This is a genomic window from Massilia sp. Mn16-1_5 (assembly GCF_004798585.1).
Classification (GTDB): Bacteria; Pseudomonadota; Gammaproteobacteria; order Burkholderiales; family Burkholderiaceae_D; genus Telluria.
Genome location: NZ_PPXQ01000009.1, coordinates 97,568 through 118,666, shown reverse-complemented (window position 1 = coordinate 118,666; position 21,099 = coordinate 97,568). Strand labels below are relative to the sequence as shown.

Genomic DNA, 21,099 nt, shown 5'->3' with positions numbered 1-21,099 from the left:
ATGACCTATTCCCCCTCGCCCGCCTCCTAGCGCCCCGCGCGCGGCTGCCTGCTTTCCCGTGTCACCCATCCCGGCTCCTGCGACGCCGTCGCGTCCTCACGTCCGGGCTTTACGCAGTGCTTCACGCTACGGAGGCTTTTCAATGGCATTCACGTTCAAGCGGACGGCCCGCCAGGCCGTCCTCCTCGCCGCATTGGCACCCTGGATCGGCGCCCAGGCGCAAGTGCAGGCCGGTCCCGGCGCCTGGTCCGGCAACCAGACCTGGGCCAGCGATACCGTCAACGGCGGCGCCCTCACCGGCTACTACTATTGGCCCTCCACTGCGCCGGCCCTCGCCGGCAAGCGCGCCCTGGTGCTGGTGCTGCACGGCTGTTCCCAGACCGCGGCCGGCGACGTCATCGACTCGACCTCCGACAAGGGCTACAACTGGAAAGGCGTGGCCGACCAATACGGTGCCGTGATCCTGGCGCCCAACGCCACCGGCAACCTGTATGGCTCGCATTGCTGGGACTGGGCCAAGAGCACCCATAGCCGCACGACCGGCCACTCGGGCATCCTGCTCGACCTGATCAACCGTTTTGTGAGCAACCCGCAGTACGCGATCGACCCGAAACAGGTGTATGTCGCCGGCCTGTCCTCGGGCGGCGCCCAGACCATGGTGATGGGCTGCCTGGCGCCCGACATCTTTGCCGGCGTCGGCATCAATGCCGGCCCGCCGCCGGGCGTGAGCACTCTTCAAATCGGCGCCGTCCCTTCCGGCTACTCGGCCAGCACCGCCGCCAACAATTGTAAAAACCTGGCCGGCACCAGCGTCTCCGAATTCGCGACCCAGGTCGCCGGCGTGATCTGGGCCACCAGCGACTACACGGTGGCGCAGGCCTATGGCCCGCTCGACGCGGCGGCGATGCGCATCGTTTATGGCGGCAGCTATACCAAGGGCGCGGCCGTCAGCGTACCCACGGGCGGCAGCAATATCCCTTATACGGATGCGAACGGTAAAGTACGCACCTCGGAGATCACGGTCACCGGCATGGGCCATGCCTGGCCGGCCGGCACCGGGGGACAGAACAGCAATTTCGTCGACGCCAGCAAGGTGAATTATCCGGCCTTCGTGATGGATTTCTGGTTCAAGAACAATCTACGGGTGGCGCGCGCGGCGCCGCCGAGCATGACGTCCTGCAGCGCCAGCGTGTCCGGTTCGACGATCACCGTGAACGGGGCGGCGAGCGGCAGCATCGGCAGCTACAAGGTGGTCTTGAACGGGCCGACGCCGGTGAACGACGCCGCCGCCGGCAGCGGCGCCAGTTTTACCAAAGCCTATACGGGGCGCGCCGACGGCTACTACAGCGGCAGCGTGACGGCGACCGACAGCGGCACCGGCCTGACTTCGAACGCCTGCACCATTGGGCAGTTCCTGGTCGGCAGCGCGCCGGCCCTGCAGCCGCCCGCCGGCCTCGCCGCCGGCACGCGCACGGCCAACAGCATCGCCCTGAGCTGGAACGCGGCGAGCGGCGCCACCGGCTACAACGTCTACCGCAACGGTAATAAAGTCAACGCCACGGCGATCACGTCCACCGGCTACACCGACAGCGGCCTGGCGGCGGCCACCAGCTACAGCTACCAGGTCTCCGCGCTCGGCAACGGCGGTGTGGAAAGCGCGCGCTCCGGCTCCATTACCGCCAGCACCACGGACGGCTTCGTGTGCACGACGACGACATCCAGCAATTACGCCCATGTGACGGCCGGACGCGCCCACAACAGCGGCGGCTATGCGCTGGCGAACGGCTCGAACCAGAACATGGGCCTGAACAACACCTTTTATACGAGCACATTGGCGCAGACATCGAGCGGCTACTACATCATCGGCAGTTGCCCGTAACCCCTCAGGTGCAGGACTTTGCCGGGGCGATGCCCCGGTTTTTTTTGCCTGGACGGGATAGACACGCATCAAAATTTTCACTAAGGAAACAATTGGAGAGTTTTCGCCGCCCTTGCGACGCCTAAAATAGAGGCAGGGCAATCTTGCCCATCCTTTCTTTTAACCACCGCTTTCGAGGAAGTCATGAAGACTGCTCTGTTTGCGCGCACCTGCGCGGCTCTCTTATTCACGCTGGCATGCGGCGCCGGCCACGCGCAAAACGGCAAGATCGACCAGGAAGCCGAGATGAACACGGCGCTGGCCGCCGCCCGGGCAGCCTCGCAAAACGGCCCAGCCGAGATCGCGCTGGGCAGCCAGGCTAAATTGAAGCTCCCCGAGGGCTATGCCTTCATTCCGCAGCCGCAGGCGGGCCAGCTCCTGAAAGCGATGGGCAACGGCGAGGACCCGACCCGCCTGGGCATCATCATCCCGCCCGACAGCGACAGCTTCGTGGTGCCGCGCTACATCGAGGCCGGCTACATCAAGGATGACGAAGCGGCCGACTGGAAGGCGGACGAGCTGTTGACTGGCCTGAAGGAAGGCACCGAGGAAAACAACAAGGAGAGAAAGGCGCGCGGCCTGGCGGAGATGGAAATCGTCGGCTGGAACCAGAAGCCGGTCTACGACAAGGCCGCGCACCGCCTGGTGTGGTCGATCGAGACGCGCGACAAGGGCACGTCGAACGAAGAGCACGGCGCCAACTACAACACCTATGTGCTGGGCCGCGAAGGCTATCTGTCGATGAACCTGGTGTCCGGCTTCGATGCGCTGGCGGCGAATAAACCCTTCGCCCAGGCCTTGCTGGCCCAGACCAGCTTCAATCCCGGCAAGACCTACGCCGACTTCAACGCCTCCACCGACAAGGTCGCGGAATACGGCATCGCCGCCCTGGTGACCGGCGTCGCCGCCAAGAAGCTGGGCCTGTTCGCCGTGATCGCGGCTTTCCTGGCCAAGTTCGCCAAGCTGGCGGCGATCGCCGCCTTTGGCCTGCTTGCCGCCATCGGCAAATTCTTCAAGCGCGACAAGGCGTAAAGGCCGTGAAACTGCTCCTGCTGCTTCTCAGCGCCGGCAAGCTCGGCAAGCTGTTCACCAGCGGCGGGACGATGCTGCTGTCGGTGCTGGCCTATGCCTTCGTCTATGGCTGGTGGTATGCCGCCGGTTTCGTGGCCCTGCTCTTCTGCCACGAGATGGGACACTTCCTGGCCGCCCGCCAGCGCGGCCTGCCGGTCGGCCTGCCGACCGGCCACCCTTTTTTACGGGTGGCCTTCCCTTCGTCGGCGCCTGGATCGAGATGAAGGAAATGCCGAAGGACGTCGAAACCGAAGCCTATGTCGGCATCGCCGGGCCGGTTGCCGGCAGCGTGGCAGCGCTCGCCTGCTATGCGCTGGCGCGCGAATTCGACAGCCGCCTGCTGCTGGCGCTGGCCTATGCGGGCTGCTTCCTGAACCTGTTCAACCTGATCCCGGTTTCCCCGCTCGATGGCGGACGCATCACGGCGATCGTCTCTCCGCGCCTGTGGCTGCTGGGCGTGCCGGTGCTGGCGGCCGCCTTCTTCTGGCGTCCCAGCCCGATCCTGATCCTGGTCGCCATCCTCGCGCTGCCGCAGTTGAAGGCGGCCTGGAACTGGGACGCATTAGCGCCCGCGAACCAGCATTACTATGCGGTCAGCAATGAAGACAAGTTCACCTACGGGGTGTTCTATCTGGCCCTGATCGTCTTCCTGAGCCTGATGGTGCACGGACTGCACACCGAACTCGGTCCGGCGCATTGAACGTGTTTCTCCACTTGATGACCGGGGCTGCGGCTCCGGTTTTTTTTCGCCCGCACGCTGCCGATCGTCTCATTCCTCGCACACCATGCTCACAAGATCGTGCTTTGCTTACATTACCTTTCGTTTAACTCTAGAATAAAACCGCTAGGCGAAGTCATATTTCGCTGTGCAAAACTATAAAATTATTGGAGACATACGAATGAAAAAGCAGCTCCGTACGTTCGTTTCACGTCGACTCATCCCGCCGCTGCTGGCGACCCTGGCCCTGTCCGCCTGCGGCGGCAGCGACGACGATCCGGGGGTGGCACCGACGCAAACCGCCGTCACGCCCATCCCGTTCACGCCGGAAGCGGAATCGACCCGCGCCCAGGATGCGCGCACCTTCGCGGTGGCCCAGACCTTGCCGACGCTGGCGGCCATGGCTGGCGCCCCGGCGACCGACCGCTGGACCGGTGTGCTGAACAACGCCTCCTACATGGTCGAAGTGCCGAAGAACTGGAACGGCATGCTGGTCATGTACGCGCACGGCTATGCCGGCGAAGGCGCCAACCTGTCGGTCTCGCCGCCGGCAATCCGCCGTCACCTGATCAGCCAGGGTTATGCCTGGGCCGCATCGAGCTACACCAAGAATTACTACGACGTGCGCGCCGGCGTGGAAGACACCAACGCGCTCGCCATCAACTTCGTCGACATCGCGCGCCAGAACGGGCGGACGCTGGCCGCTCCGTTTAAAACCTACATCATCGGCGTGTCGATGGGCGGCCACATCTCGGCCGCGGCCGTGGACGAGGAAAACATCGCCACCGCCAACAACCGCATCCGCTACAACGGCGCCGTGCCGATGTGCGGCGTGCTGGGCGACACCGAACTGTTCGATTACTTCGCCGCCTACCAGACCGCCGCGATGCGCGAAGCCGGCATGCCGGCCACCAGCTGGCCGGTCGCGGACTGGGCGACCATCGGCCCGCAGGTGCAGGCCAAGCTGTTCACCAGCTTCCCGACGGTGGCCGCGCCGACCGTCGAAGGCCAGCGCCTGAAGCAGATCGTGCAGAACCTGACCGGCGGCCCGCGTCCGCTGTTCGACTACGCCTACGCCAGCCCGCTGCAGGCCACCGTCTGGGGCACCTTCGGGCGCGACGGTAAAGTCAACGGCATCCTGAACCAGGACCTGGTGTCGACCCGCGACATCGTCTACCAGCTCGACGCCGACCCGGCCCTGAGCGCCGAGGAGCAGGCATATAACGCCTCGATCTACCGTGTGCAGGGCACGCCGGAGGCAAACCGCCTGCGCCGCGACGGCCTGCGCTGGATCCCGAAGACCAACGCCCAGATCAAGGTCCCGGTCGTCACCATCCACACCCTGGGCGACATGTACGTGCCGTTCAAGATGGAGCAGATCTATAAGCGCCGCGCCGATACGAACGGCACCTCCAATCTGCTGGTCCAGCGTGCGATCCGCGGCATCAGCCACTGCGACTTCACGATCGCCGAGCAGGTGTCGGCCTTCGAGGCGATGACCAAGTGGGAGCAGCAAGGCGTGAAACCGGCCGGCGACGACGTCCTGACGCCGTCGGTGGTGGCCGATCCGAAGTACGGCTGCCAGTTCACGGACAACACGCCGTCGACGGACGACAGCGCCAACCTGTTGCGCGTGCGGGCGTCGCTGCCGCAATGCAGCGCGCCGTGAACCTGAGCTGAAGCGCAGAACGCCGGCCTTGATCAGCCGGCGTTTTTTTATGGCGCGCGTATGATGTCCTCTTCTTCGACGACACCGAATCAGCAACATGAGCGACAAACCACTGAGCTCCGACGCCCTCGCCGCCCTGCAGGGCCGCTTCCAGCAGCAATCGCGCAAGGCGCAGGCCTATTACGCCGTCATGCACGAGGCGCGCCGTGTACTCGGCAGCGACGAGGCGGCAAGCGTCTGGATGGAAGCGCCGCTGGCGGCGCTTGACCGGCAGACCCCGGCGCAGCTGGTGGCAGCCGGGCGCGAGCAGGAGGTGCTGGAACATGTGCACGGCCTGAAGCCGGCGCGCTGACCCAGGCGAAAAAAAACCGGGCAAGCCCGGTTTCTTGCGCTGAACCTCCTTATGCCGGCTCTTCCGGCGACTGCGTCATCCGCACGAACAGCGGCGAGACCAGTAGCCCCAGCTCGAACAGCAGGCACATCGGAATAGCCAGCGACAGCTGGCTGACCACGTCCGGCGGCGTGACGATGGCGGCGATGACGAAGGCGCCGACGATGACGTAGGGACGCACTTCCTTGAGTTTCTCGAGGCTGACGATCCCCATGCGCACCAGGATCACGACCACCACCGGCACCTCGAAGGTGGCGCCGAAGGCCAGGCACATCGACATCACGAAGTCGAGGTAGTTCTCGATGTCGGGCATCACGGCGATCGAGGACGGCGCGAATTCGGCAATGAAGTGGAACACGCGGCCGAACACGAGGAAGTAGCAGAAGGCGACGCCGGCGACGAACAGCAGCGAGGACGAGATCACCAGCGGCAGCACGAGGCGCTTTTCGTGGGCGTACAGGCCAGGGGCTACGAAGGCCCATAACTGGTAGAACACCCAGGGCAGCGCCACGATGATCGCCGCCATCAGGGTCACCTTCATCGGCACCAGGAAGGGCGCGACGACGCCGGTGGCGATCATCTTCGCTCCCGGAGGTAATGAAGCCAGCATCGGCATGGCGAGGAAGTCGTAGATTTCCTTCGGCCCCGGCCAGATGAACAGCGCGATACAGACGATGGCGACGCCGATGATGGCCTTGACCAGGCGGTCGCGCAGTTCGACGAGGTGGGAAATGAAGGTTTCTTCGACTGGCGCTTCGTCGGTCATCTAGGTGTTAAAAAAATGAAGAATTAGATTTGACGCCCGGGCGGAACTTGCGCACGCGCGCGGCGCCCGACAGGACCCGGGTCTTGCCGCCGTGGCGGTGCTTGTACCAGGCGGGAACCGCCGACGAGCGTACCAGCTTCTTGCGCCGGAAGTCTTTCGCCTTGCGCTCGAGGTCGTCCATGCTGGCGGAAGGCGCCGGGACGTTCGGCTGGATGTCGCCGCGCCAGGCCGATTCGACTTCCTGCAAGCTGCTCGTCATGTGGTGCTCGATGTCGGACTGGAATTCGGCGGCGCTGTCGGCCACCTCCTTCTGCAGGTTGCGTAGTTCGTCGAGCTGGATCTCGCGGCTGACCTCGGACTTGACGTCGTGCAGGTAGCGCTGGGCGCGACCGTACAGGGTGCCGGCCATGCGCGCCACCTTCGGCAGCTTTTCAGGGCCGATCACGATCAGCGCCACCACACCGATGATGGCGAGCTTCGACAGTCCCAGGTCGATCATACGGCGACCGGATTACGAACGGTGTTTTTCGCGGGTTTCGACGTCGATCGTCGATTTGTCGGCAACCTGGCTCGGCGGCACAGGCGTCGACGGATTGGCGGCGGATTTCTCTTCCTCGCCCTTGACGCCATCCTTGAAACCTTTGACGGCCTTGCCGATGTCGGAACCGACATTGCCCAGCTTCTTGGTGCCGAACAGCAGCACCACCACGACCAGCACGATTACCCAGTGCCAAATGCTCATCGAACCCATTTTGATCTCCTCAGTGGGCGCTTGCGCCCAATCGTTACAGCTTTGCGTTACAGCTTGTTTGTGACTTTGCCGCACCAGTATAAGCCAAGCCGGCGCTAGTGATGCCTAGAAAAAGTCCTAGGTACCCAGGCCGCGCCAGGGACGCGGGCCGCCATACATGTGCAGGTGCAGGTGATAGACTTCCTGCCCGCCGTTCGGACCGCTGTTGATCAGGGTTTTGTAGCCGCCGCCAGGCTTGCCGTCCGCGCCCTTGGTCACCGCCACGCCGTGTTCGCGCGCCAGTTTCGGCGCCAGCGCCAGCATCTTGCCCAGCAGGGCCGTGTGCTCTTCCGTCGTATCGGACAGGGTGTCGATGTGTTGTTTCGGAATCACCAGCAGGTGCACCGGCGCCGCCGGGTTGATGTCCTTGAAGGCCAGCACGTCCTCATCTTCGAAGACGACCTGGGCCGGAATCTGCTTCGCAGCGATCTTGCAAAAAATGCAGTTATCCATCTTGTCTCCAGTCTCTGTTGCTGCGGCAATGAGGCCGCGAGTCAATCTGGTGAATCTTATACGAGAACAATGACGCTGGAATGACGCACGCCTTAATTCAAGCGTCCTTGCGCGACGCTTTCTCCTCGAGGCCAGACAAGCCTTCGCGGCGCGCCAGTTCGTCGACCACCTGCTGCGGGCTCAAGCCGAATTTGGCCAGCAGCACCATCGAGTGAAACCACAGGTCGGCCACTTCGTACAGCAGGCCGTCCGTCTCGCCCGAGACGCGCGCATCCTTGGCCGCCATCACGGTCTCGGTGGCTTCCTCCCCGATCTTTTTCAGGATCGCGTCGTCGCCTTTCGAGAACAGCTTGGCGACATAGGAGGTAGCCGGGTCGCCGCCGTTTTCCAGCTTGCGCGTTTCGATCGTCTGCGCCAGGCGCGCCAGGGTGTCACTCATGGGTTGTCTTCGTATTCGAGTAAATCGTTTGCGGGTCCTGCAGCACCGGCTCGACCGCCTGCCAGTCCTCGCCGTCGAACTTCTGGAAGAAGCAGGAGTGGCGTCCGGTATGGCAGGCGATGCCGCCCTTCTGCTCGATTTTTAAGAGGATCACGTCCTCGTCGCAATCGAGGCGCATTTCCAGCACCTTTTGCGTATGGCCGGACTCCTCTCCCTTGTGCCACAGTTTTTTACGCGAACGGCTCCAGTACACGGCCTCCCCGAGTTCGGCGGTGCGCGCCAGGGCGTCGCGGTTCATCCAGGCGAACATCAATATGTCGCCCGTGGCGGCTTCCTGGGCGATCACCGGCACCAGGCCATGCTCGTCCCAGCGCACCTTTTTCAGCCATGCGGCATTCGTCGTCATGATTTACTCCAGGCGCATCGGGATGCCGCGTTCGGCCATGTAGCGCTTGGCTTCGCCGACCGTGTGCTGCCCGTAGTGGAAGATCGACGCCGCCAGCACCGCATCCGCGTGCCCTTGCAGGACGCCGTCAGCCAGATCCTGCAGGCCGCCGACGCCGCCCGAGGCGATCACGGGAATGCCGACCGCATCCGACACGGCGCGCGTCAGGCCCAGGTCGAAACCGGACTTGGTGCCGTCGCGGTCCATGCTGGTCAGCAGCAGTTCACCCGCGCCCAGCTGTTCGAGCTTGATCGCCCACTCGACCGCATCCATGCCGGTGGCATTGCGGCCGCCATGAGTGAACACTTCCCACTTGCCGGGGGCGGTCTGCTTGGCGTCGATCGCCACCACGATGCACTGGGAACCGTGCTTTTGCGAGGCGTCGAACACCAGCTGCGGATTCTGCACGGCCGAGGTGTTCATGCTGACCTTGTCGGCCCCCGCATTCAACAGGCGCCGCACGTCCTCGACCTTGCGCACGCCGCCGCCCACCGTCAGCGGGATGAAGACGGTGGAGGCGACCGCCTCGATGATCGGCAGGATCAGGTCGCGGCCGTCGGAGGAGGCCGTGATGTCCAAAAAGGTGATTTCGTCCGCGCCCTGGCCGTCGTAGCGGCGCGCGATTTCGACAGGATCGCCGGCGTCGCGCAGTTCGGTGAAATTGACGCCCTTGACGACGCGCCCGCCGGTCACGTCCAGGCAGGGGATGATGCGTTTTGCCAGCATAGTCTTTCCAGAGGCTCCTTAAGCCTGTTCGCCCTCGGTCAGTTCGTCGGCGCGCGCCTGGGCCGAGGCCAGGTCGAGCGTGCCTTCGTAGATCGAGCGGCCGCAAATGACACCTTCGATGCCTTCGTCCTGCACCGCGCACAGGGCCTCGACGTCGGCCAGGTTGTGCAGGCCGCCGGAAGCGATGATCGGGATGCGCACCGCCTGCGCCAGGCGTACGGTCGCTTCGATGTTCACGCCGCCCATCATGCCGTCGCGGCCAATATCCGTGTAGATGATCGATTCGACGCCATAGCCCTCGAATTTCTGGGCCAGGTCGATGACTTCGTGGCCGGACATCTTGCTCCAGCCATCGGTGGCCACTTTACCGTCCTTGGCATCGAGGCCGACGATGATCGAGCCGGGGAAGGCGCCGCAGGCGTCGTGCAGGAAGCCCGGGTTCTTCACGGCGGCGGTGCCGACGATGATGTAGCTGATGCCGTCGTCCAGGTAGCGCTCGATGGTGTCGAGATCGCGGATGCCGCCGCCCAGCTGGACGGGGATCTCGTCGATGCCGTTGTCTTCGGCGAATTCCTGGACCACTTGCAGGATCGATTTGATGGCCGGCTCGTTCTTCGGTTTGCCGGCGAAGGCGCCGTTCAGGTCGACCAGGTGCAGGCGGCGCGCGCCCTTCTTGAGCCAATGCAGGGCCATTTCGGCGGGGTCTTCGGAGAAGACGGTGGCGAGGTCCATATCGCCTTGTTTCAGGCGAACGCAGTGACCGTCTTTCAGGTCGATGGCGGGGATCAGCAGCATGGTCGTGGTGTGTAAGTGAACGGTGGAGTGAGGTTAAACGTCACGGATTCCAGTGGATGAAATTGCGGTACAGGCGCAGCCCGGCGGCCGCGCTTTTCTCGGGGTGGAACTGGGTGGCGACCAGATTGTCGCGTGCGACGGCGCAGGTGTACAGGCCGCCGTAGTCGGTCTCGCCAATGGTGTCGCTCGCGACGTCCGGCGCGACGTAATAGCTGTGCACGAAGTAGAAATAGGTACTATCGTCGACGCCGTCCCACAGCGGGTGGCTGCGGGTCTGCCGGACGCGGTTCCAGCCCATCTGCGGCACTTTAAAACGTGAGCCGTCGGCCTGCACCTTTCCATCTAACTGGAACCGTACCACCTTGCCCGGCAGGATACCGAGGCCCGGGGTGCCGCCATTTTCTTCGCTCTCGTCGAATAGCATCTGTTCGCCGACGCAGACGCCCATCACCGGACGGGTTTTCACGGCGCGCAGCAGGGCTTCCTCGGCGCCGGATTCGCGCAGGCTGTTCATGCAGTCGCGCATCGCGCCCTGGCCCGGCAGCACGATACGGTCGGCGGCGTCGATGTCGGCGGCCTGGTTCGAGACCAGGATGTCGGCCTCCGGCGCCGCGGCGCGCAGGGCCTGCGCTACCGAACGCAGGTTGCCCAGGCCATCCACTACTACGATCTTGTTCGCCATAAGCTTACAGGCTGCCTTTGGTGGACGGGATGATGCCGGCGGCGCGCTCGTCGAGCGTGGTCGCCATGCGCAGCGCGCGCCCGAAGGCTTTGAAGACCGTCTCGCACTGGTGGTGCGCGTTCACGCCGCGCAGGTTATCGATGTGCAGGGTGACGCCGGCGTGGTTGACGAAGCCGCGGAAGAATTCGCCCGTCAGGTCGACGTCGTAGGTGCCGATCATCGCGCGCGTCCAGGGGATGTGCATTTCCAGGCCGGGACGGCCCGAGAAATCGATGACCACGCGCGACAGCGCCTCGTCCAGCGGCACGTAGGAATGGCCGTAGCGGGTCATGCCTTTCTTGTCGCCGACCGCCTTGGCGATCGCCATGCCGAGCGTGATGCCGGTGTCCTCGACCGTGTGGTGGGCGTCGATGTGCAGGTCGCCGACGGCCTCGACTTCCAGGTCGATCATGCCGTGGCGCGCGATCTGGTCGAGCATGTGGTCGAGGAAGGGCACGCCGGTGTTCAGTTTCTGGCGGCCGGTACCGTCGAGGTTGACCGAGACGCGGATCTGCGTCTCGTTGGTGTTGCGGGTGATGTCTGCGGTGCGGGTCATGAGGGGTGCTCGTCGGTTCAGGGCCGCCTACGCTTGCGTCAGCGCGGCCTTGAGGGCATTCAGGAATGCGGAATTTTCTTCCGGGGTGCTGACCGTGACGCGGATGCAATTGGCCAGCATCCCGTGCATTTTACTCAAATTCTTGATCAGCACCCTTGCGTCGTACACTTTTGCGCAGACGGCGGCGGCATCCGGCACGCGCAGCAAAATGAAATTCGCGCTTGAAGCAAATACTTCGACTCCCGGCAGCGCCGCCAGTTCGGCGCTCAGGCGCTCGCGCTCGGCATTGATGCTGGCGGCCTGGGCGTCGAGTACATCGATATGCTCGAGCACGAACTCGGCCGCCACCTGGGTCAGCACGTTGACGTTGTAGGGTGGACGCACCTTCTCGAACTCGGCCAGCAGCTCGGGCGCGGCCGTCATGTAGCCGAGGCGGATGCCGGCCAGGCCGAGTTTGGAGACGGTGCGCATCACGACCAGGTTCTCGAACTCTTTCACGCGGTCCATGAAGGTTTCGCGGGCGAAGGGTTGATACGCTTCGTCCAACACCACGATGCCGTGCTCGCCCTGCGCGTGCAGGATCGCCTCGATATCCTCGACGGCGAACAGGTTGCCGGTCGGGTTGTTCGGGTAGGCCAGGAATACGACGGCCGGCCGGTGCAGGGCGATCGCCGCCAGCATGGCTTCCATGTCGAGCGTGAAGTCGGCTTTCAGCTTCACGCCGACGAAGTCGGCGCCCGCGAACTGGGCCGAGCGCGCATACATGACGAAGGCCGGCACCGGGGCCAGCACGGACGCGCGCCGTTCCTGGCTCGCCACCGTCGTGGTCACGATCTGGATCAGCTCATCGGACCCGTTGCCGAGCATGACATCGAAGCCGGCCGGGATGCCGAGCTTGTTTTTTACTTTTTCCTTCAGCGTCGCGTAGGACGCCACCGGATAGCGGTTCAGCACGGCGTCGGCCAGGCGCTGGCCCAGTTCCTGGCGCAGTTCGGCCGGCAGCTCGTACGGGTTTTCCATCGCGTCGAGCTTGATGAAGCCGGACGCATCGGGCACCACGTAGGCGCCGGCAGCGCGCACGTCGGCGCGGATCACGTTGGCGATCAGGTTATCGATACTCATGCTTGTTCCTCGGTGGTGGCAGCGCCGGCGCGCGCATCGAGCTTGGCGGCGCGGGCGATACTCTTGCGTTGTTTGATGGTCAGTTGCGGTTCCGGCGCGGCCAGGCGCGCGTCGATGATGGCGCAGTACTCAGGATTGAGTTCGAACCCGGCGTACTGGCGCCCCAGGCGGCGCGCGGCGATCGCCGTGGTGCCGCTGCCCATGAAGGGGTCAAGCACGACGCCGCCTGGTGGGCAGGACGCCTTGATCATGCGTTCGATGATTTCCAACGGCTTCTGGGTCGGATGGTCGGCGCGCTCCGGATGCTCGCGGTGCAGGCGCGACACGCTCCATAAATCCTTCGGGTTGTAGCCAACTTCGAGCCACTTGGCGCCGACGAAGATCGAGCGCGAGCGCGCCTTCTTGGTCGCCGCGTCATAGGGAATGCGCACCGAGTCGAGATCGAAGTAGTAATCCTTGCGGTTCACAAAAAAGCCGATGGTGTCGTGCACGGAACTGAAGCTGCGCACGCTGCCGCCCATCGAGGGCACGCGGCGGTCCCAGATAATCTCGTTCATCATCGTCATGCGTTTTTTCAGCATGACGAAGATCTCGGGCGCGAAGCGCCAGGTGAGGAAGATGTACAGGCTGCCGTTGGGCTTGAGCTTCGGCAGCGCGGCGTCGATCCAGCGTTCGGTCCACTCCAGGTAGGCTTCGACGCTTTGCTGGTCGGAGCCGTTGCCGTAGTCCTTGCCGAGGTTGTAGGGCGGGTCGGTCAGGATCAGGTCGACCGAACTGTCGGGGATGCGCGCCAGGCCCGCCAGCGCATCCTCGCAGAAGACCTGGTTGACCCAGTCCGTCATGACTTGGACTTTAGACGCAGCTCGGCGCTGCGCGCGTGCGCCTGCAGACCTTCGCCGTAGGCCAGTTCGGCCGCCACTTTACCCAGGGTCTGGGCACCCGCCTCGCTCACGTGCAGGATCGAAGAGCGCTTCTGGAAATCGTACACGCCCAGCGGCGACGAGAAACGCGCCGTGCGCGAAGTCGGCAGCACGTGGTTCGGACCGCAGCAGTAATCGCCCAGCGATTCGGACGAGAAGCGGCCGATGAACATCGCACCCGCGTGGCGGATTTTGTCGGCCCATTGCTGCGGGTTTTCCGCCGAGATTTCCAGGTGCTCGGCGGCGATGTCGTTGGCGATCGCGCAGGCCTCGTCCATGTCGCGCACTTTGATGAGCGCGCCGCGGTCGGTCAGCGAGGTGGTGATGGTTTCGTGACGCGGCATGGTAGGCAGCAGCTTGTGAATGCTGGCTTGCACGCGCGCGATGTACTCGGCGTCCGGGCACAGCAAAATTGCCTGCGCCAGTTCGTCGTGCTCGGCCTGCGAGAACAGGTCCATCGCGACCCAGTCCGGGTCGGTCGTGCCGTCGCACAGCACCAGGATTTCCGAAGGACCGGCGATCATGTCGATGCCGACCGTGCCGAACACGCGGCGCTTGGCAGCGGCGACATAGGCGTTGCCGGGGCCGACGATCTTATCGACGGCCGGAATCGTCTCGGTGCCGTAAGCGAGGGCCGCGACGGCTTGGGCGCCGCCGATGGTGATAACGCGCGTCACGCCGGCAATCGCGGCGGCGGCCAGCACCATCTGGTTTTTCACGCCGTCCGGAGTCGGCACCACCATCACGATGTCCTTGACGCCGGCTACCTGCGCCGGAATCGCATTCATCAGGACCGACGAGGGATACGCGGCTTTACCGCCGGGGACGTAGATACCGACGCGGTCGAGCGGCGTGACGCGCTGGCCCAGCACCGTGCCATCCGGCTCGGTATAGGTAAAACCGTTCAGTTCTTGCTTCTGGCGCTCGTGGAACACGCGGATCCGTTCAGCGGCCGTCTGCAGCGCCTGGCGCTGGGCGTCGGGCAACGCGCTGAGTGCGGCCTGCAATTCGCTTTGCGGCAGGTCGAAGGCGGCCACGTCCTGCGCGTTCACGCGGTCGAAACGATTCGTGTACTCGAGCACGGCGGCGTTACCGCGTTTCTTCACATCGGCCAGGATCTTACTCACGGCCGTTTCGATCGCGTCGTCGGTCTCGGCCTCGAACGCCAGCAGCGCATGCAGCTGCTGTTTGAAACCGTCGTGGGTGGAGTCGAGTGTGCGGATCTGTACTGCCATGGTTCAGCCTTGTTTCGTTTGAAGTGCCGACGCTTTTTCGAAAGCCTCGATGATGGGTTGCAGGCGTGCGCGCTTGAGTTTCAAGGCGGCCTGGTTGACGACCAGGCGCGAGGAGATCTCCATGATCTTCTCGACTTCGACCAGGTTGTTCGCGCGCAGCGTGTTGCCGGTCGAGACCACGTCGACGATGGCGTCCGACAGGCCGACCAGCGGCGCCAGTTCCATCGAGCCGTACAGTTTGATGAGGTCGACGTGCACGCCCTTGCTGGCGAAATGCTCGCGCGCGGTGTGGGTGAACTTGGTCGCCACGCGCAGGCGCGCGCCCTGGCGCACGGCGGTCTCGTAATCGAAGCCGGCATTCACCGCCACCGACATGCGGCAGCAGGCGATGTTCAGGTCGACCGGTTGATATAGCCCTTCGCCGCCGTGCTCGAGCAGTACGTCCTTGCCGGCCACGCCGAAATCGGCCGCGCCGTACTGCACATAGGTCGGCACGTCGCTGGCGCGCACGATCAGCACGCGTACACCCGGATCGTTGGTCGCCAGGATGAGTTTACGCGAGGTTTCCGGATTCTCGGTGACGACGATGCCGGCCGCTTCCAGCAGCGGCAGCGTGTCTTCGAAAATGCGCCCTTTCGAGAGCGCGAGGATCAGACCGGAGTCGGTCGATTGTGTTGCGATGCTCATAGCTCTTTTATTTGATGCGCACGATGTCGGCGCCCACCTTCGACAATTTGACTTCCATGCGGTCGTAGCCGCGGTCGAGGTGGTAGATGCGGTCGATCAGGGTCGTTCCTTCGGCCGCCATGCCGGCGATCACCAGCGAAGCCGAGGCGCGCAGGTCGGTCGCCATCACGGGCGCGCCCACCAGGCGTTCGACGCCCTTGATGAAGGCCGTATTCCCCTCGGTCGAGATGAAGGCGCCGAGGCGGTTCATCTCCTGCACGTGCATGAAGCGGTTTTCAAAAATGGTCTCGGTCACGCGGCTCGGGCCGGCGGCGATCGTGTTCACGGCCATGAACTGGGCCTGCATGTCGGTCGGGAAGCCCGGGTATTCGGTCGTGCGGAACGAGACCGGCTGCGGACGGCCGTCCATGCGCGCACGGATCGTATTCGAACCGATGTCCATCTGCAGGCCGACTTCGCGCAGCTTATCCAGCGCGACGTCGAAGATGTCGGTGCGGGTATTGGTCAGCACGATGTCGCCGCCGGTGGCCGCGACCGCGCACAGGAAAGTCGCCGCTTCGATGCGGTCCGAGATCACGGCGTGCTTGGCGCCATGCAGTTCGGAGACGCCCTGGATCACCAGGCGATCGGTGCCGATGCCTTCGATCTTCGCGCCCATTGCCACCAGCAGGTTGGCGAGGTCCGTGACTTCCGGTTCGCGTGCCGCGTTTTCCAGCACCGTCTCGCCTTCGGCCAGGGTCGCGGCCATCAGGAGGTTTTCGGTGCCGGTGACCGTGATCATGTCGGTCAGGATGCGCGCGCCCTTCAGCTTTTTCGCCTTGGCGTAGATGTAGCCGCCTTCGATGGTGATCTCGGCGCCCATCGCGCGCAGGCCCTTGATGTGCTGGTCGACAGGGCGCGAACCGATCGCGCAGCCGCCCGGCAAGGACACCTTGGCTTCGCCGAAGCGCGCCAGCAGGGGACCGAGCACCAGGATCGAGGCGCGCATGGTCTTCACCAGTTCATACGGCGCTTCCAGGCTGGTGATGTTGGCGCCGTTCAGGGTGACGTTTTCGTCGTCCTGGGTCACCTTCAGGCCGGTCTGCTCGAGCAGTTTCAGGATGGTCTTGACGTCGTGCAGGCGCGGCACGTTCGACAGTTCGACGTCGCCGCTGCTCAGTAGGCCTGCGCACAGGATCGGCAGCGCCGCGTTCTTGGCGCCCGATACCGCGATCTCGCCGTTCAGGCGCTTGCCGCCAACAATTTGAAGCTTGTCCATTTAGCCTCCGTATTCTTCAGGGGTCAGGGTCTTCATCGACAGCGCGTGGATTTCTTCGCGCATGCGGTCGCCCAGCGCCGCATAGACCAGCTGGTGGCGCTGGATCGGACGCTTGCCGGCAAAGGCCGGGGACACGATCAGGGCCGAGAAGTGACGGCCATCGCCCTCGACTTGCAGGTGCGTGCATTGCAGGCCGTTTTCGATGTAGCTGTGGATCAGTTCTGGAGTGGTCGACACGATAATTCCTAAGGTTTCAGTGACGCAGCTTGTAGCCGCGGCGGAGCAAATTGATCGCCACTGCCGCGAGCACCGCGAAGAAGGCGCAGACGATGGCAAGGCTGGTCCACGGCGAGATGTCGGACTGGCCGAAGAAGCCGTGGCGGAACCCGTCAATCATATAAAAGAACGGGTTGAAATGCGAGACCGCCTGCCAGAATGCGGGCAGCGAGTGGATCGAATAGAACACCCCGGCCAGGAAGGTGGCCGGCATGATCAGGAAGTTCTGGAACGCGGCCAGCTGGTCGAATTTATCGGCCCAGATACCGGCGATCACGCCCAGCGTGCCGAGGATGGCCGCGCCCATGATGGCGAACACGATGATCCACAGCGGCGCCGCAAAGCTCAGGTGCGCGAACCAGGCGGTGATCGCGAACACGCCGGCGCCGACCGCCAGGCCACGCACGACGGACGCGGCCACATAGGCGAGCAGGATTTCCCAGTGCGACAGCGGCGGCAGCAGGATGAAGACCAGGTTGCCCGTGATCTTGGACTGGATCAGCGAGGACGACGAGTTGGCGAAGGCATTCTGCAGCACGCTCATCATCACCAGGCCCGGCACCAGGAAGGCGGTGTAGGACACGCCCGGATACACCTCGACCCGCCCTTCCAGCACGTGGCCGAAGATCAGCAGGTAGAGCATGGCCGTCAGGATCGGCGCGGCAATCGTCTGCGTCGCGACTTTCCAGAAGCGCAGCATCTCTTTGTAGAACAGGGTACGGAACCCTACGGACACGACGCTCACAGGGCACCCTTTTCCATGATTTGCAGGAAGATATCTTCGAGATCGGCTTGCTGCAGCTGCATCTCGTCGATGACGGCGCCGCTCGCGCGCAGGCGTGCCAGGATCGGCTCGACCTCGGCGTAATCGTTCACGCGCAGGCTGTATTTGTTGCCATTCTGGTGCTCGTCATGCGAGACCAGGTGGCGCAGGTCTTGCGGCAAGTCGCCGCTTTTCAGGTGCACGATCAGTTGCGAGCCGGACACGCGGCGCAGCAGCGCATTCATCGTGTCGAGCGCGACAACTTGCCCGGATTTCAGCATGGCCACGCGCTGGCACATGGCTTGCGCTTCTTCCAGGTAGTGGGTGGTCAGCACGACCGTGTGCCCGCCTTCGCGGTTCAGGCGCGAAATGAATTTCCAGAGGGTCTGGCGCAGCTCGACGTCGACGCCGGCGGTCGGCTCGTCCAGCACGATGACGGGCGGTTTATGGACCAGCGCCTGCGCCACCAGTACGCGCCGCTTCATGCCGCCCGACAGGGCGCGCATGTTGACGTCGGCTTTGCTGGTCAAATCGAGGTTTTCCATGACCTCGTCGATCCACTTGTCGTTGTTCTTGATGCCGAAGTATCCCGACTGCAGGCGCAGGGTTTCGCGCACCGTGAAGAAGGGATCGAACACCAGTTCCTGCGGCACGACGCCCAGCTTCTTGCGGGCTTCGCGGAAATCGGTGACGACGTCGTGGCCGTGGATCTGCACGCTGCCGACGTCGGGCCGGATCAGGCCGGCGATGGTGGAAATCAGGGTCGTCTTGCCGGCGCCGTTGGGGCCGAGCAGGCCGAAGAATTCGCCCTGTTCGATGGTGAGAGACACGCCTTTCAGGGCCTTAAAGGCCTTGTAGCTCTTCTCGACGCTGTTAATCTGGATCGCTGTCATTGTTCTTGGATGTGGCCGCCGTGCGGGCGCACGCAAGCCGGGCGGGGAAACGGCCCATTATAGGTGAAATCGGAAATACAAGAGCCCGGCGGCATTGGACATGCCGTGGGCATAGAGGGAGGAATGATCCGGGGCCGTGTGGACCGCCCCGGAAACAGCGATGCGATTACGCGCGCGCCAGCACGTCTTCCAGGCCGTACAGATGCGTCAACGCATCGATATTGCCTGGCACGTTGATGAATGTGAGTTTCTGCCCCGCATCGCGGGCACGGCGCTGCCAGGCCAGCAGCAGGGCCACGCCGGACGAGTCGGCGGCGCGCACGCCGCCCAGGTCGAACACGGTCTCGCCGGCCCGGATCGCGGCGCAGCCCTGCTCCAGGGCCGCATTGGCGGTCTCGAAGGTCAGGGCGTCGAGCGAGAGCATCGGATTTGCTTCAGCCATTTACTTGGGGGCCTTCAGCGGCTTGCTGGCCAGCTGCTTGTTACGCTCGGCCAGTTTGTTGATCAGGCCATCGATACCCGACTTGTTGATCTCGGCCGCGAAGGTGCCCTTGTAGGTTTCGACCAGCCAGGCGCCCAGCACGTTGATGTCGTAGATCTTCCAGCCTTGCGGACCCTTGGCCAGGCGGTAGTTCAGCGTGATCGGCTCGCCGCGGGTGACGTTCACCTGGGAACGCACTTCGACTTCGGTGTCGGCCGCGTCGTTACGCATCGGCTTGAACTCGATGGTTTCGTTCTTGATCTGCGACAGCGCGCCCGAGTAAGTGTAGACCAGCAGCGTGCGGAATTCTTCCGACAGGCGCTTTTGCTGTTCCGGAGTGGCCTGGCGCCAGAAGCGGCCGGCGGCTTGCGCCGTCATTTTTTCGGCGTCGACATACGGCAGGATCTTGGAATTGACGAGTTCCATGATCTTGTTGCGGTTGCCGGCCTGGATGTCCTTGTCGGACTTCACGGTCTCGATCACGTCGGCGCTGATGCGCTTGACGAGCACGTCCGGTGCCTCGTTGGCGGCCGGGGCCGGTGCGGCGATCACGCTGGTGGCGAAGGCAAAGGTAGCGGCGGTGGCGATGAGTTGGGCGATTGGTTTCATAAGCTCTCTTTTCTGTATTTGATGAGACAGCTTGCAGGACAGGTCGTGCCGCATGCGAGCTGTTTTACGAACTCTTACTTCCGCTGCGTTTCGGTCGCGCTCGATGCCGGTTCCGGCACCACTTGCGTGTTCGACTGCGCTTCATCCTTCGGCTTTTCCTTCGGCGCATCCTTTTCGGGGCCCGATTCGCCGTCGTAAATCCGGCTCTGGCGGCGTTGCAGGTAACCGTCACGGATGAACTCGTAACGGTCGAGCGCGGCTTCCTCGAACAGGTTCGATGCTTCCAGCACCGAGGCACGTTGGTCGACGGCACGCACGGCAACACCAATGTTGCGCACGTGCTCAGGATTCTTGTTCGACCACGGATCAGCCCAGATGTCAGCAGGCAATGCAGCGGTGTCACGAATCGTAGATGGGCCCAACAATGGCAACATCAAGTAGGGACCGCTTGGAACGCCCCACACACCCAGGGTCTGGCCGAAATCTTCGTTGTGTTTCTGCAGGCCCGCCTCCGAGGCGATGTCGAGCACGCCGGCGATACCGAAGGTCGAGTTGATCGCAACACGCATGAAGTCGCTCATGCCTTCCTGACCCTTGCCCTGCATCAGGTTATTCGCCGAGCTCCAGACATCCGACAGGTTGCCGAAGAAGTTGCTGACGCCCGTTTGCACGAAGCCCGGCAGCACATTCTTGTAGGCGGTGGCGGCCGGCTTCAGGGCCACGCGGTCGACCGCGTCGTTGAAGGCGAAGGTAGCGCGGTTGAATTTTTCCAGCGGGTCTTGCGGATTGCTCGGGGCCGCGCAGCCGGCCAGGACGACGCAGCTAGCAGCCGCCAGCGCCAGTCCGCGCCAGCGCGGCAGAGTGTTGTCTTTGTTCTTGCTCTTCATTCACTGCCTTCCTTTCCTTCGGCAGCCTTGCTGTAGATGAACTGATTGATCAGGTCTTCCAGCACGGTGGCCGATTGCGTACGGTTGATTCGATCGCCGTCGACGAGGTTCTTGGTGTCGCCGCCCGGTTCGATGCCAATGTATTGCTCGCCCAGCAGGCCTGCGGTCAGGATCTTGAGCGACGAATCTTTCGGGAACTTGTAGTTTGGATCCAGGTCGAGGCTCACCATGGCCTGGAAGGTTTTGTCGTCGAAACTGATGTCGCCCACCCGGCCGACCACGACACCGGCGCTCTTGACTGGCGCCTGTGGCTTCAATCCACCAATGTTGTCGAACTTGCCAACGACGGTATAGGTTTCGGCAAACGACAGCGAGCTCATATTCCCCGCCTGCAGCGCGAGGAACAGGATGGCGGCGGCGCCCAGCAGGACGAACAGGCCGACCCAGACATCGATGATTTTACGGTGCATAGTATTTCCTAGTATTCAGGCCGTCTGTGCGCGGCCAAAC

Annotated in this window: 26 protein-coding genes and 1 pseudogene; 5 read left to right on the top strand and 22 right to left on the bottom strand. The window is 63.6% G+C overall.

The window, feature by feature from the left end:
* Window positions 1-142 precede the first annotated feature (142 nt).
* The 5 genes and pseudogenes from C2862_RS12530 to C2862_RS12510 all read left to right on the top strand — a co-directional run bounded on the left by C2862_RS12530 (window position 143) and on the right by C2862_RS12510 (window position 5,728).
* Window positions 143-1,879 (top strand): PHB depolymerase family esterase, encoded by a 1,737-nt coding sequence (locus C2862_RS12530; protein WP_136220464.1) that lies wholly within the window; start codon window positions 143-145, stop codon window positions 1,877-1,879.
* A gap of 183 nt (window positions 1,880-2,062) precedes the next feature.
* Window positions 2,063-2,950 (top strand): DUF2167 domain-containing protein, encoded by an 888-nt coding sequence (locus tag C2862_RS12525; protein WP_136220463.1) that lies wholly within the window; start codon window positions 2,063-2,065, stop codon window positions 2,948-2,950.
* A gap of 5 nt (window positions 2,951-2,955) precedes the next feature.
* Window positions 2,956-3,689 (top strand): annotated as a pseudogene (locus C2862_RS12520) (site-2 protease family protein).
* Between the two features lie 199 nt (window positions 3,690-3,888).
* A complete protein-coding gene (locus C2862_RS12515; protein WP_136220462.1) occupies window positions 3,889-5,376 on the top strand; it encodes an alpha/beta hydrolase in 1,488 nt (495 codons plus the stop codon).
* A gap of 97 nt (window positions 5,377-5,473) precedes the next feature.
* Complete coding sequence (locus tag C2862_RS12510) at window positions 5,474-5,728, top strand: antitoxin Xre/MbcA/ParS toxin-binding domain-containing protein (RefSeq protein ID WP_136220461.1); 255 nt, start codon at window positions 5,474-5,476, stop codon at window positions 5,726-5,728.
* A gap of 49 nt (window positions 5,729-5,777) precedes the next feature.
* Here the strand turns inward: C2862_RS12510 and tatC are convergent, their stop codons facing one another.
* The 22 genes from tatC to mlaD form a co-directional block, all read right to left on the bottom strand.
* A complete protein-coding gene (gene tatC / locus C2862_RS12505; RefSeq protein WP_136220460.1) occupies window positions 5,778-6,533 on the bottom strand; it encodes a twin-arginine translocase subunit TatC in 756 nt (251 codons plus the stop codon).
* Window positions 6,534-6,540: 7 nt separating this feature from the next.
* Window positions 6,541-7,032, bottom strand: a complete 492-nt coding sequence (gene tatB, locus C2862_RS12500) for a Sec-independent protein translocase protein TatB (RefSeq protein ID WP_136220459.1) — start codon at window positions 7,030-7,032, stop codon at window positions 6,541-6,543.
* A gap of 12 nt (window positions 7,033-7,044) precedes the next feature.
* Window positions 7,045-7,284: a Sec-independent protein translocase subunit TatA gene (gene tatA / locus C2862_RS12495; RefSeq protein ID WP_056341039.1), complete on the bottom strand. Its 240-nt coding sequence runs from the start codon at window positions 7,282-7,284 to the stop codon at window positions 7,045-7,047.
* 117 nt (window positions 7,285-7,401) lie between these two features.
* Window positions 7,402-7,776: a histidine triad nucleotide-binding protein gene (locus C2862_RS12490; protein ID WP_136220458.1), complete on the bottom strand. Its 375-nt coding sequence runs from the start codon at window positions 7,774-7,776 to the stop codon at window positions 7,402-7,404.
* Between the two features lie 97 nt (window positions 7,777-7,873).
* A complete protein-coding gene (locus C2862_RS12485; RefSeq protein WP_136220457.1) occupies window positions 7,874-8,215 on the bottom strand; it encodes a phosphoribosyl-ATP diphosphatase in 342 nt (113 codons plus the stop codon).
* Window positions 8,208-8,621 (bottom strand): phosphoribosyl-AMP cyclohydrolase, encoded by a 414-nt coding sequence (gene hisI / locus C2862_RS12480; RefSeq protein ID WP_136220456.1) that lies wholly within the window; start codon window positions 8,619-8,621, stop codon window positions 8,208-8,210. The genes C2862_RS12485 and hisI overlap by 8 nt, the downstream gene beginning before the upstream one ends.
* A gap of 3 nt (window positions 8,622-8,624) precedes the next feature.
* Window positions 8,625-9,386 (bottom strand): imidazole glycerol phosphate synthase subunit HisF, encoded by a 762-nt coding sequence (gene hisF / locus C2862_RS12475; RefSeq protein ID WP_136220455.1) that lies wholly within the window; start codon window positions 9,384-9,386, stop codon window positions 8,625-8,627.
* A gap of 18 nt (window positions 9,387-9,404) precedes the next feature.
* Window positions 9,405-10,181 carry a 1-(5-phosphoribosyl)-5-[(5-phosphoribosylamino)methylideneamino]imidazole-4-carboxamide isomerase gene (gene hisA / locus C2862_RS12470; protein WP_136220454.1) on the bottom strand — a complete coding sequence of 259 codons (777 nt, stop codon included), beginning with the start codon at window positions 10,179-10,181 and terminating at the stop codon, window positions 9,405-9,407.
* A gap of 40 nt (window positions 10,182-10,221) precedes the next feature.
* Window positions 10,222-10,863, bottom strand: a complete 642-nt coding sequence (gene hisH / locus C2862_RS12465) for an imidazole glycerol phosphate synthase subunit HisH (protein WP_136220453.1) — start codon at window positions 10,861-10,863, stop codon at window positions 10,222-10,224.
* Window positions 10,864-10,867: 4 nt separating this feature from the next.
* On the bottom strand, window positions 10,868-11,458 hold the full coding sequence (gene hisB, locus C2862_RS12460; protein WP_136220452.1) for an imidazoleglycerol-phosphate dehydratase HisB: 591 nt from the start codon (window positions 11,456-11,458) through the stop codon (window positions 10,868-10,870).
* A gap of 27 nt (window positions 11,459-11,485) precedes the next feature.
* Window positions 11,486-12,580, bottom strand: coding sequence for a histidinol-phosphate transaminase (gene hisC, locus C2862_RS12455; protein ID WP_136220451.1), 1,095 nt, complete (start codon window positions 12,578-12,580; stop codon window positions 11,486-11,488).
* Window positions 12,577-13,422, bottom strand: a complete 846-nt coding sequence (locus tag C2862_RS12450) for a site-specific DNA-methyltransferase (protein WP_136220450.1) — start codon at window positions 13,420-13,422, stop codon at window positions 12,577-12,579. Before C2862_RS12450 ends, hisC begins: the two co-directional genes overlap by 4 nt.
* On the bottom strand, window positions 13,419-14,735 hold the full coding sequence (gene hisD / locus C2862_RS12445; RefSeq protein ID WP_136220449.1) for a histidinol dehydrogenase: 1,317 nt from the start codon (window positions 14,733-14,735) through the stop codon (window positions 13,419-13,421). The genes C2862_RS12450 and hisD overlap by 4 nt, the downstream gene beginning before the upstream one ends.
* 3 nt (window positions 14,736-14,738) lie before the next feature.
* Entirely contained in the window at window positions 14,739-15,422 is a 684-nt protein-coding gene (gene hisG / locus C2862_RS12440) for an ATP phosphoribosyltransferase (RefSeq protein WP_136220448.1), read from the bottom strand.
* A gap of 7 nt (window positions 15,423-15,429) precedes the next feature.
* On the bottom strand, window positions 15,430-16,680 hold the full coding sequence (gene murA / locus C2862_RS12435; protein WP_136220447.1) for a UDP-N-acetylglucosamine 1-carboxyvinyltransferase: 1,251 nt from the start codon (window positions 16,678-16,680) through the stop codon (window positions 15,430-15,432).
* A complete protein-coding gene (locus C2862_RS12430) occupies window positions 16,681-16,917 on the bottom strand; it encodes a BolA family protein (RefSeq protein WP_056341013.1) in 237 nt (78 codons plus the stop codon).
* Between the two features lie 16 nt (window positions 16,918-16,933).
* Window positions 16,934-17,701 (bottom strand): ABC transporter permease, encoded by a 768-nt coding sequence (locus tag C2862_RS12425; protein ID WP_136220446.1) that lies wholly within the window; start codon window positions 17,699-17,701, stop codon window positions 16,934-16,936.
* Window positions 17,698-18,612 (bottom strand): ABC transporter ATP-binding protein, encoded by a 915-nt coding sequence (locus C2862_RS12420; protein ID WP_136220445.1) that lies wholly within the window; start codon window positions 18,610-18,612, stop codon window positions 17,698-17,700. Before C2862_RS12420 ends, C2862_RS12425 begins: the two co-directional genes overlap by 4 nt.
* A 166-nt stretch (window positions 18,613-18,778) precedes the next feature.
* Entirely contained in the window at window positions 18,779-19,054 is a 276-nt protein-coding gene (locus tag C2862_RS12415; RefSeq protein ID WP_136220444.1) for a lipid asymmetry maintenance protein MlaB, read from the bottom strand.
* A complete protein-coding gene (locus C2862_RS12410; RefSeq protein ID WP_136220443.1) occupies window positions 19,055-19,702 on the bottom strand; it encodes a phospholipid-binding protein MlaC in 648 nt (215 codons plus the stop codon).
* Between the two features lie 74 nt (window positions 19,703-19,776).
* Window positions 19,777-20,589, bottom strand: a complete 813-nt coding sequence (locus C2862_RS12405; protein WP_136220442.1) for a VacJ family lipoprotein — start codon at window positions 20,587-20,589, stop codon at window positions 19,777-19,779.
* Window positions 20,586-21,059 carry an outer membrane lipid asymmetry maintenance protein MlaD gene (gene mlaD / locus C2862_RS12400; RefSeq protein WP_136220441.1) on the bottom strand — a complete coding sequence of 158 codons (474 nt, stop codon included), beginning with the start codon at window positions 21,057-21,059 and terminating at the stop codon, window positions 20,586-20,588. The genes C2862_RS12405 and mlaD overlap by 4 nt, the downstream gene beginning before the upstream one ends.
* Window positions 21,060-21,099: the final 40 nt, after the last annotated feature.

What these genes read in the sequence shown, in the direction of transcription:
- C2862_RS12530 (WP_136220464.1), top strand. Translation starts at nt 143, where the DNA reads ATGGCATTCACGTTCAAGCGGACGGCCCGCCAGGCCGTCCTCCTCGCC.
- C2862_RS12525 (WP_136220463.1), top strand. Translation starts at nt 2,063, where the DNA reads ATGAAGACTGCTCTGTTTGCGCGCACCTGCGCGGCTCTCTTATTCACG.
- C2862_RS12515 (WP_136220462.1), top strand. Translation starts at nt 3,889, where the DNA reads ATGAAAAAGCAGCTCCGTACGTTCGTTTCACGTCGACTCATCCCGCCG.
- C2862_RS12510 (WP_136220461.1), top strand. Translation starts at nt 5,474, where the DNA reads ATGAGCGACAAACCACTGAGCTCCGACGCCCTCGCCGCCCTGCAGGGC.
- tatC (WP_136220460.1), bottom strand. Translation starts at nt 6,533, where the DNA reads ATGACCGACGAAGCGCCAGTCGAAGAAACCTTCATTTCCCACCTCGTC.
- tatB (WP_136220459.1), bottom strand. Translation starts at nt 7,032, where the DNA reads ATGATCGACCTGGGACTGTCGAAGCTCGCCATCATCGGTGTGGTGGCG.
- tatA (WP_056341039.1), bottom strand. Translation starts at nt 7,284, where the DNA reads ATGGGTTCGATGAGCATTTGGCACTGGGTAATCGTGCTGGTCGTGGTG.
- C2862_RS12490 (WP_136220458.1), bottom strand. Translation starts at nt 7,776, where the DNA reads ATGGATAACTGCATTTTTTGCAAGATCGCTGCGAAGCAGATTCCGGCC.
- C2862_RS12485 (WP_136220457.1), bottom strand. Translation starts at nt 8,215, where the DNA reads ATGAGTGACACCCTGGCGCGCCTGGCGCAGACGATCGAAACGCGCAAG.
- hisI (WP_136220456.1), bottom strand. Translation starts at nt 8,621, where the DNA reads ATGACGACGAATGCCGCATGGCTGAAAAAGGTGCGCTGGGACGAGCAT.
- hisF (WP_136220455.1), bottom strand. Translation starts at nt 9,386, where the DNA reads ATGCTGGCAAAACGCATCATCCCCTGCCTGGACGTGACCGGCGGGCGC.
- hisA (WP_136220454.1), bottom strand. Translation starts at nt 10,181, where the DNA reads ATGCTGCTGATCCCCGCCATCGACCTGAAAGACGGTCACTGCGTTCGC.
- hisH (WP_136220453.1), bottom strand. Translation starts at nt 10,863, where the DNA reads ATGGCGAACAAGATCGTAGTAGTGGATGGCCTGGGCAACCTGCGTTCG.
- hisB (WP_136220452.1), bottom strand. Translation starts at nt 11,458, where the DNA reads ATGACCCGCACCGCAGACATCACCCGCAACACCAACGAGACGCAGATC.
- hisC (WP_136220451.1), bottom strand. Translation starts at nt 12,580, where the DNA reads ATGAGTATCGATAACCTGATCGCCAACGTGATCCGCGCCGACGTGCGC.
- C2862_RS12450 (WP_136220450.1), bottom strand. Translation starts at nt 13,422, where the DNA reads ATGACGGACTGGGTCAACCAGGTCTTCTGCGAGGATGCGCTGGCGGGC.
- hisD (WP_136220449.1), bottom strand. Translation starts at nt 14,735, where the DNA reads ATGGCAGTACAGATCCGCACACTCGACTCCACCCACGACGGTTTCAAA.
- hisG (WP_136220448.1), bottom strand. Translation starts at nt 15,422, where the DNA reads ATGAGCATCGCAACACAATCGACCGACTCCGGTCTGATCCTCGCGCTC.
- murA (WP_136220447.1), bottom strand. Translation starts at nt 16,680, where the DNA reads ATGGACAAGCTTCAAATTGTTGGCGGCAAGCGCCTGAACGGCGAGATC.
- C2862_RS12420 (WP_136220445.1), bottom strand. Translation starts at nt 18,612, where the DNA reads ATGACAGCGATCCAGATTAACAGCGTCGAGAAGAGCTACAAGGCCTTT.
- C2862_RS12415 (WP_136220444.1), bottom strand. Translation starts at nt 19,054, where the DNA reads ATGGCTGAAGCAAATCCGATGCTCTCGCTCGACGCCCTGACCTTCGAG.
- C2862_RS12410 (WP_136220443.1), bottom strand. Translation starts at nt 19,702, where the DNA reads ATGAAACCAATCGCCCAACTCATCGCCACCGCCGCTACCTTTGCCTTC.
- C2862_RS12405 (WP_136220442.1), bottom strand. Translation starts at nt 20,589, where the DNA reads ATGAAGAGCAAGAACAAAGACAACACTCTGCCGCGCTGGCGCGGACTG.
- mlaD (WP_136220441.1), bottom strand. Translation starts at nt 21,059, where the DNA reads ATGCACCGTAAAATCATCGATGTCTGGGTCGGCCTGTTCGTCCTGCTG.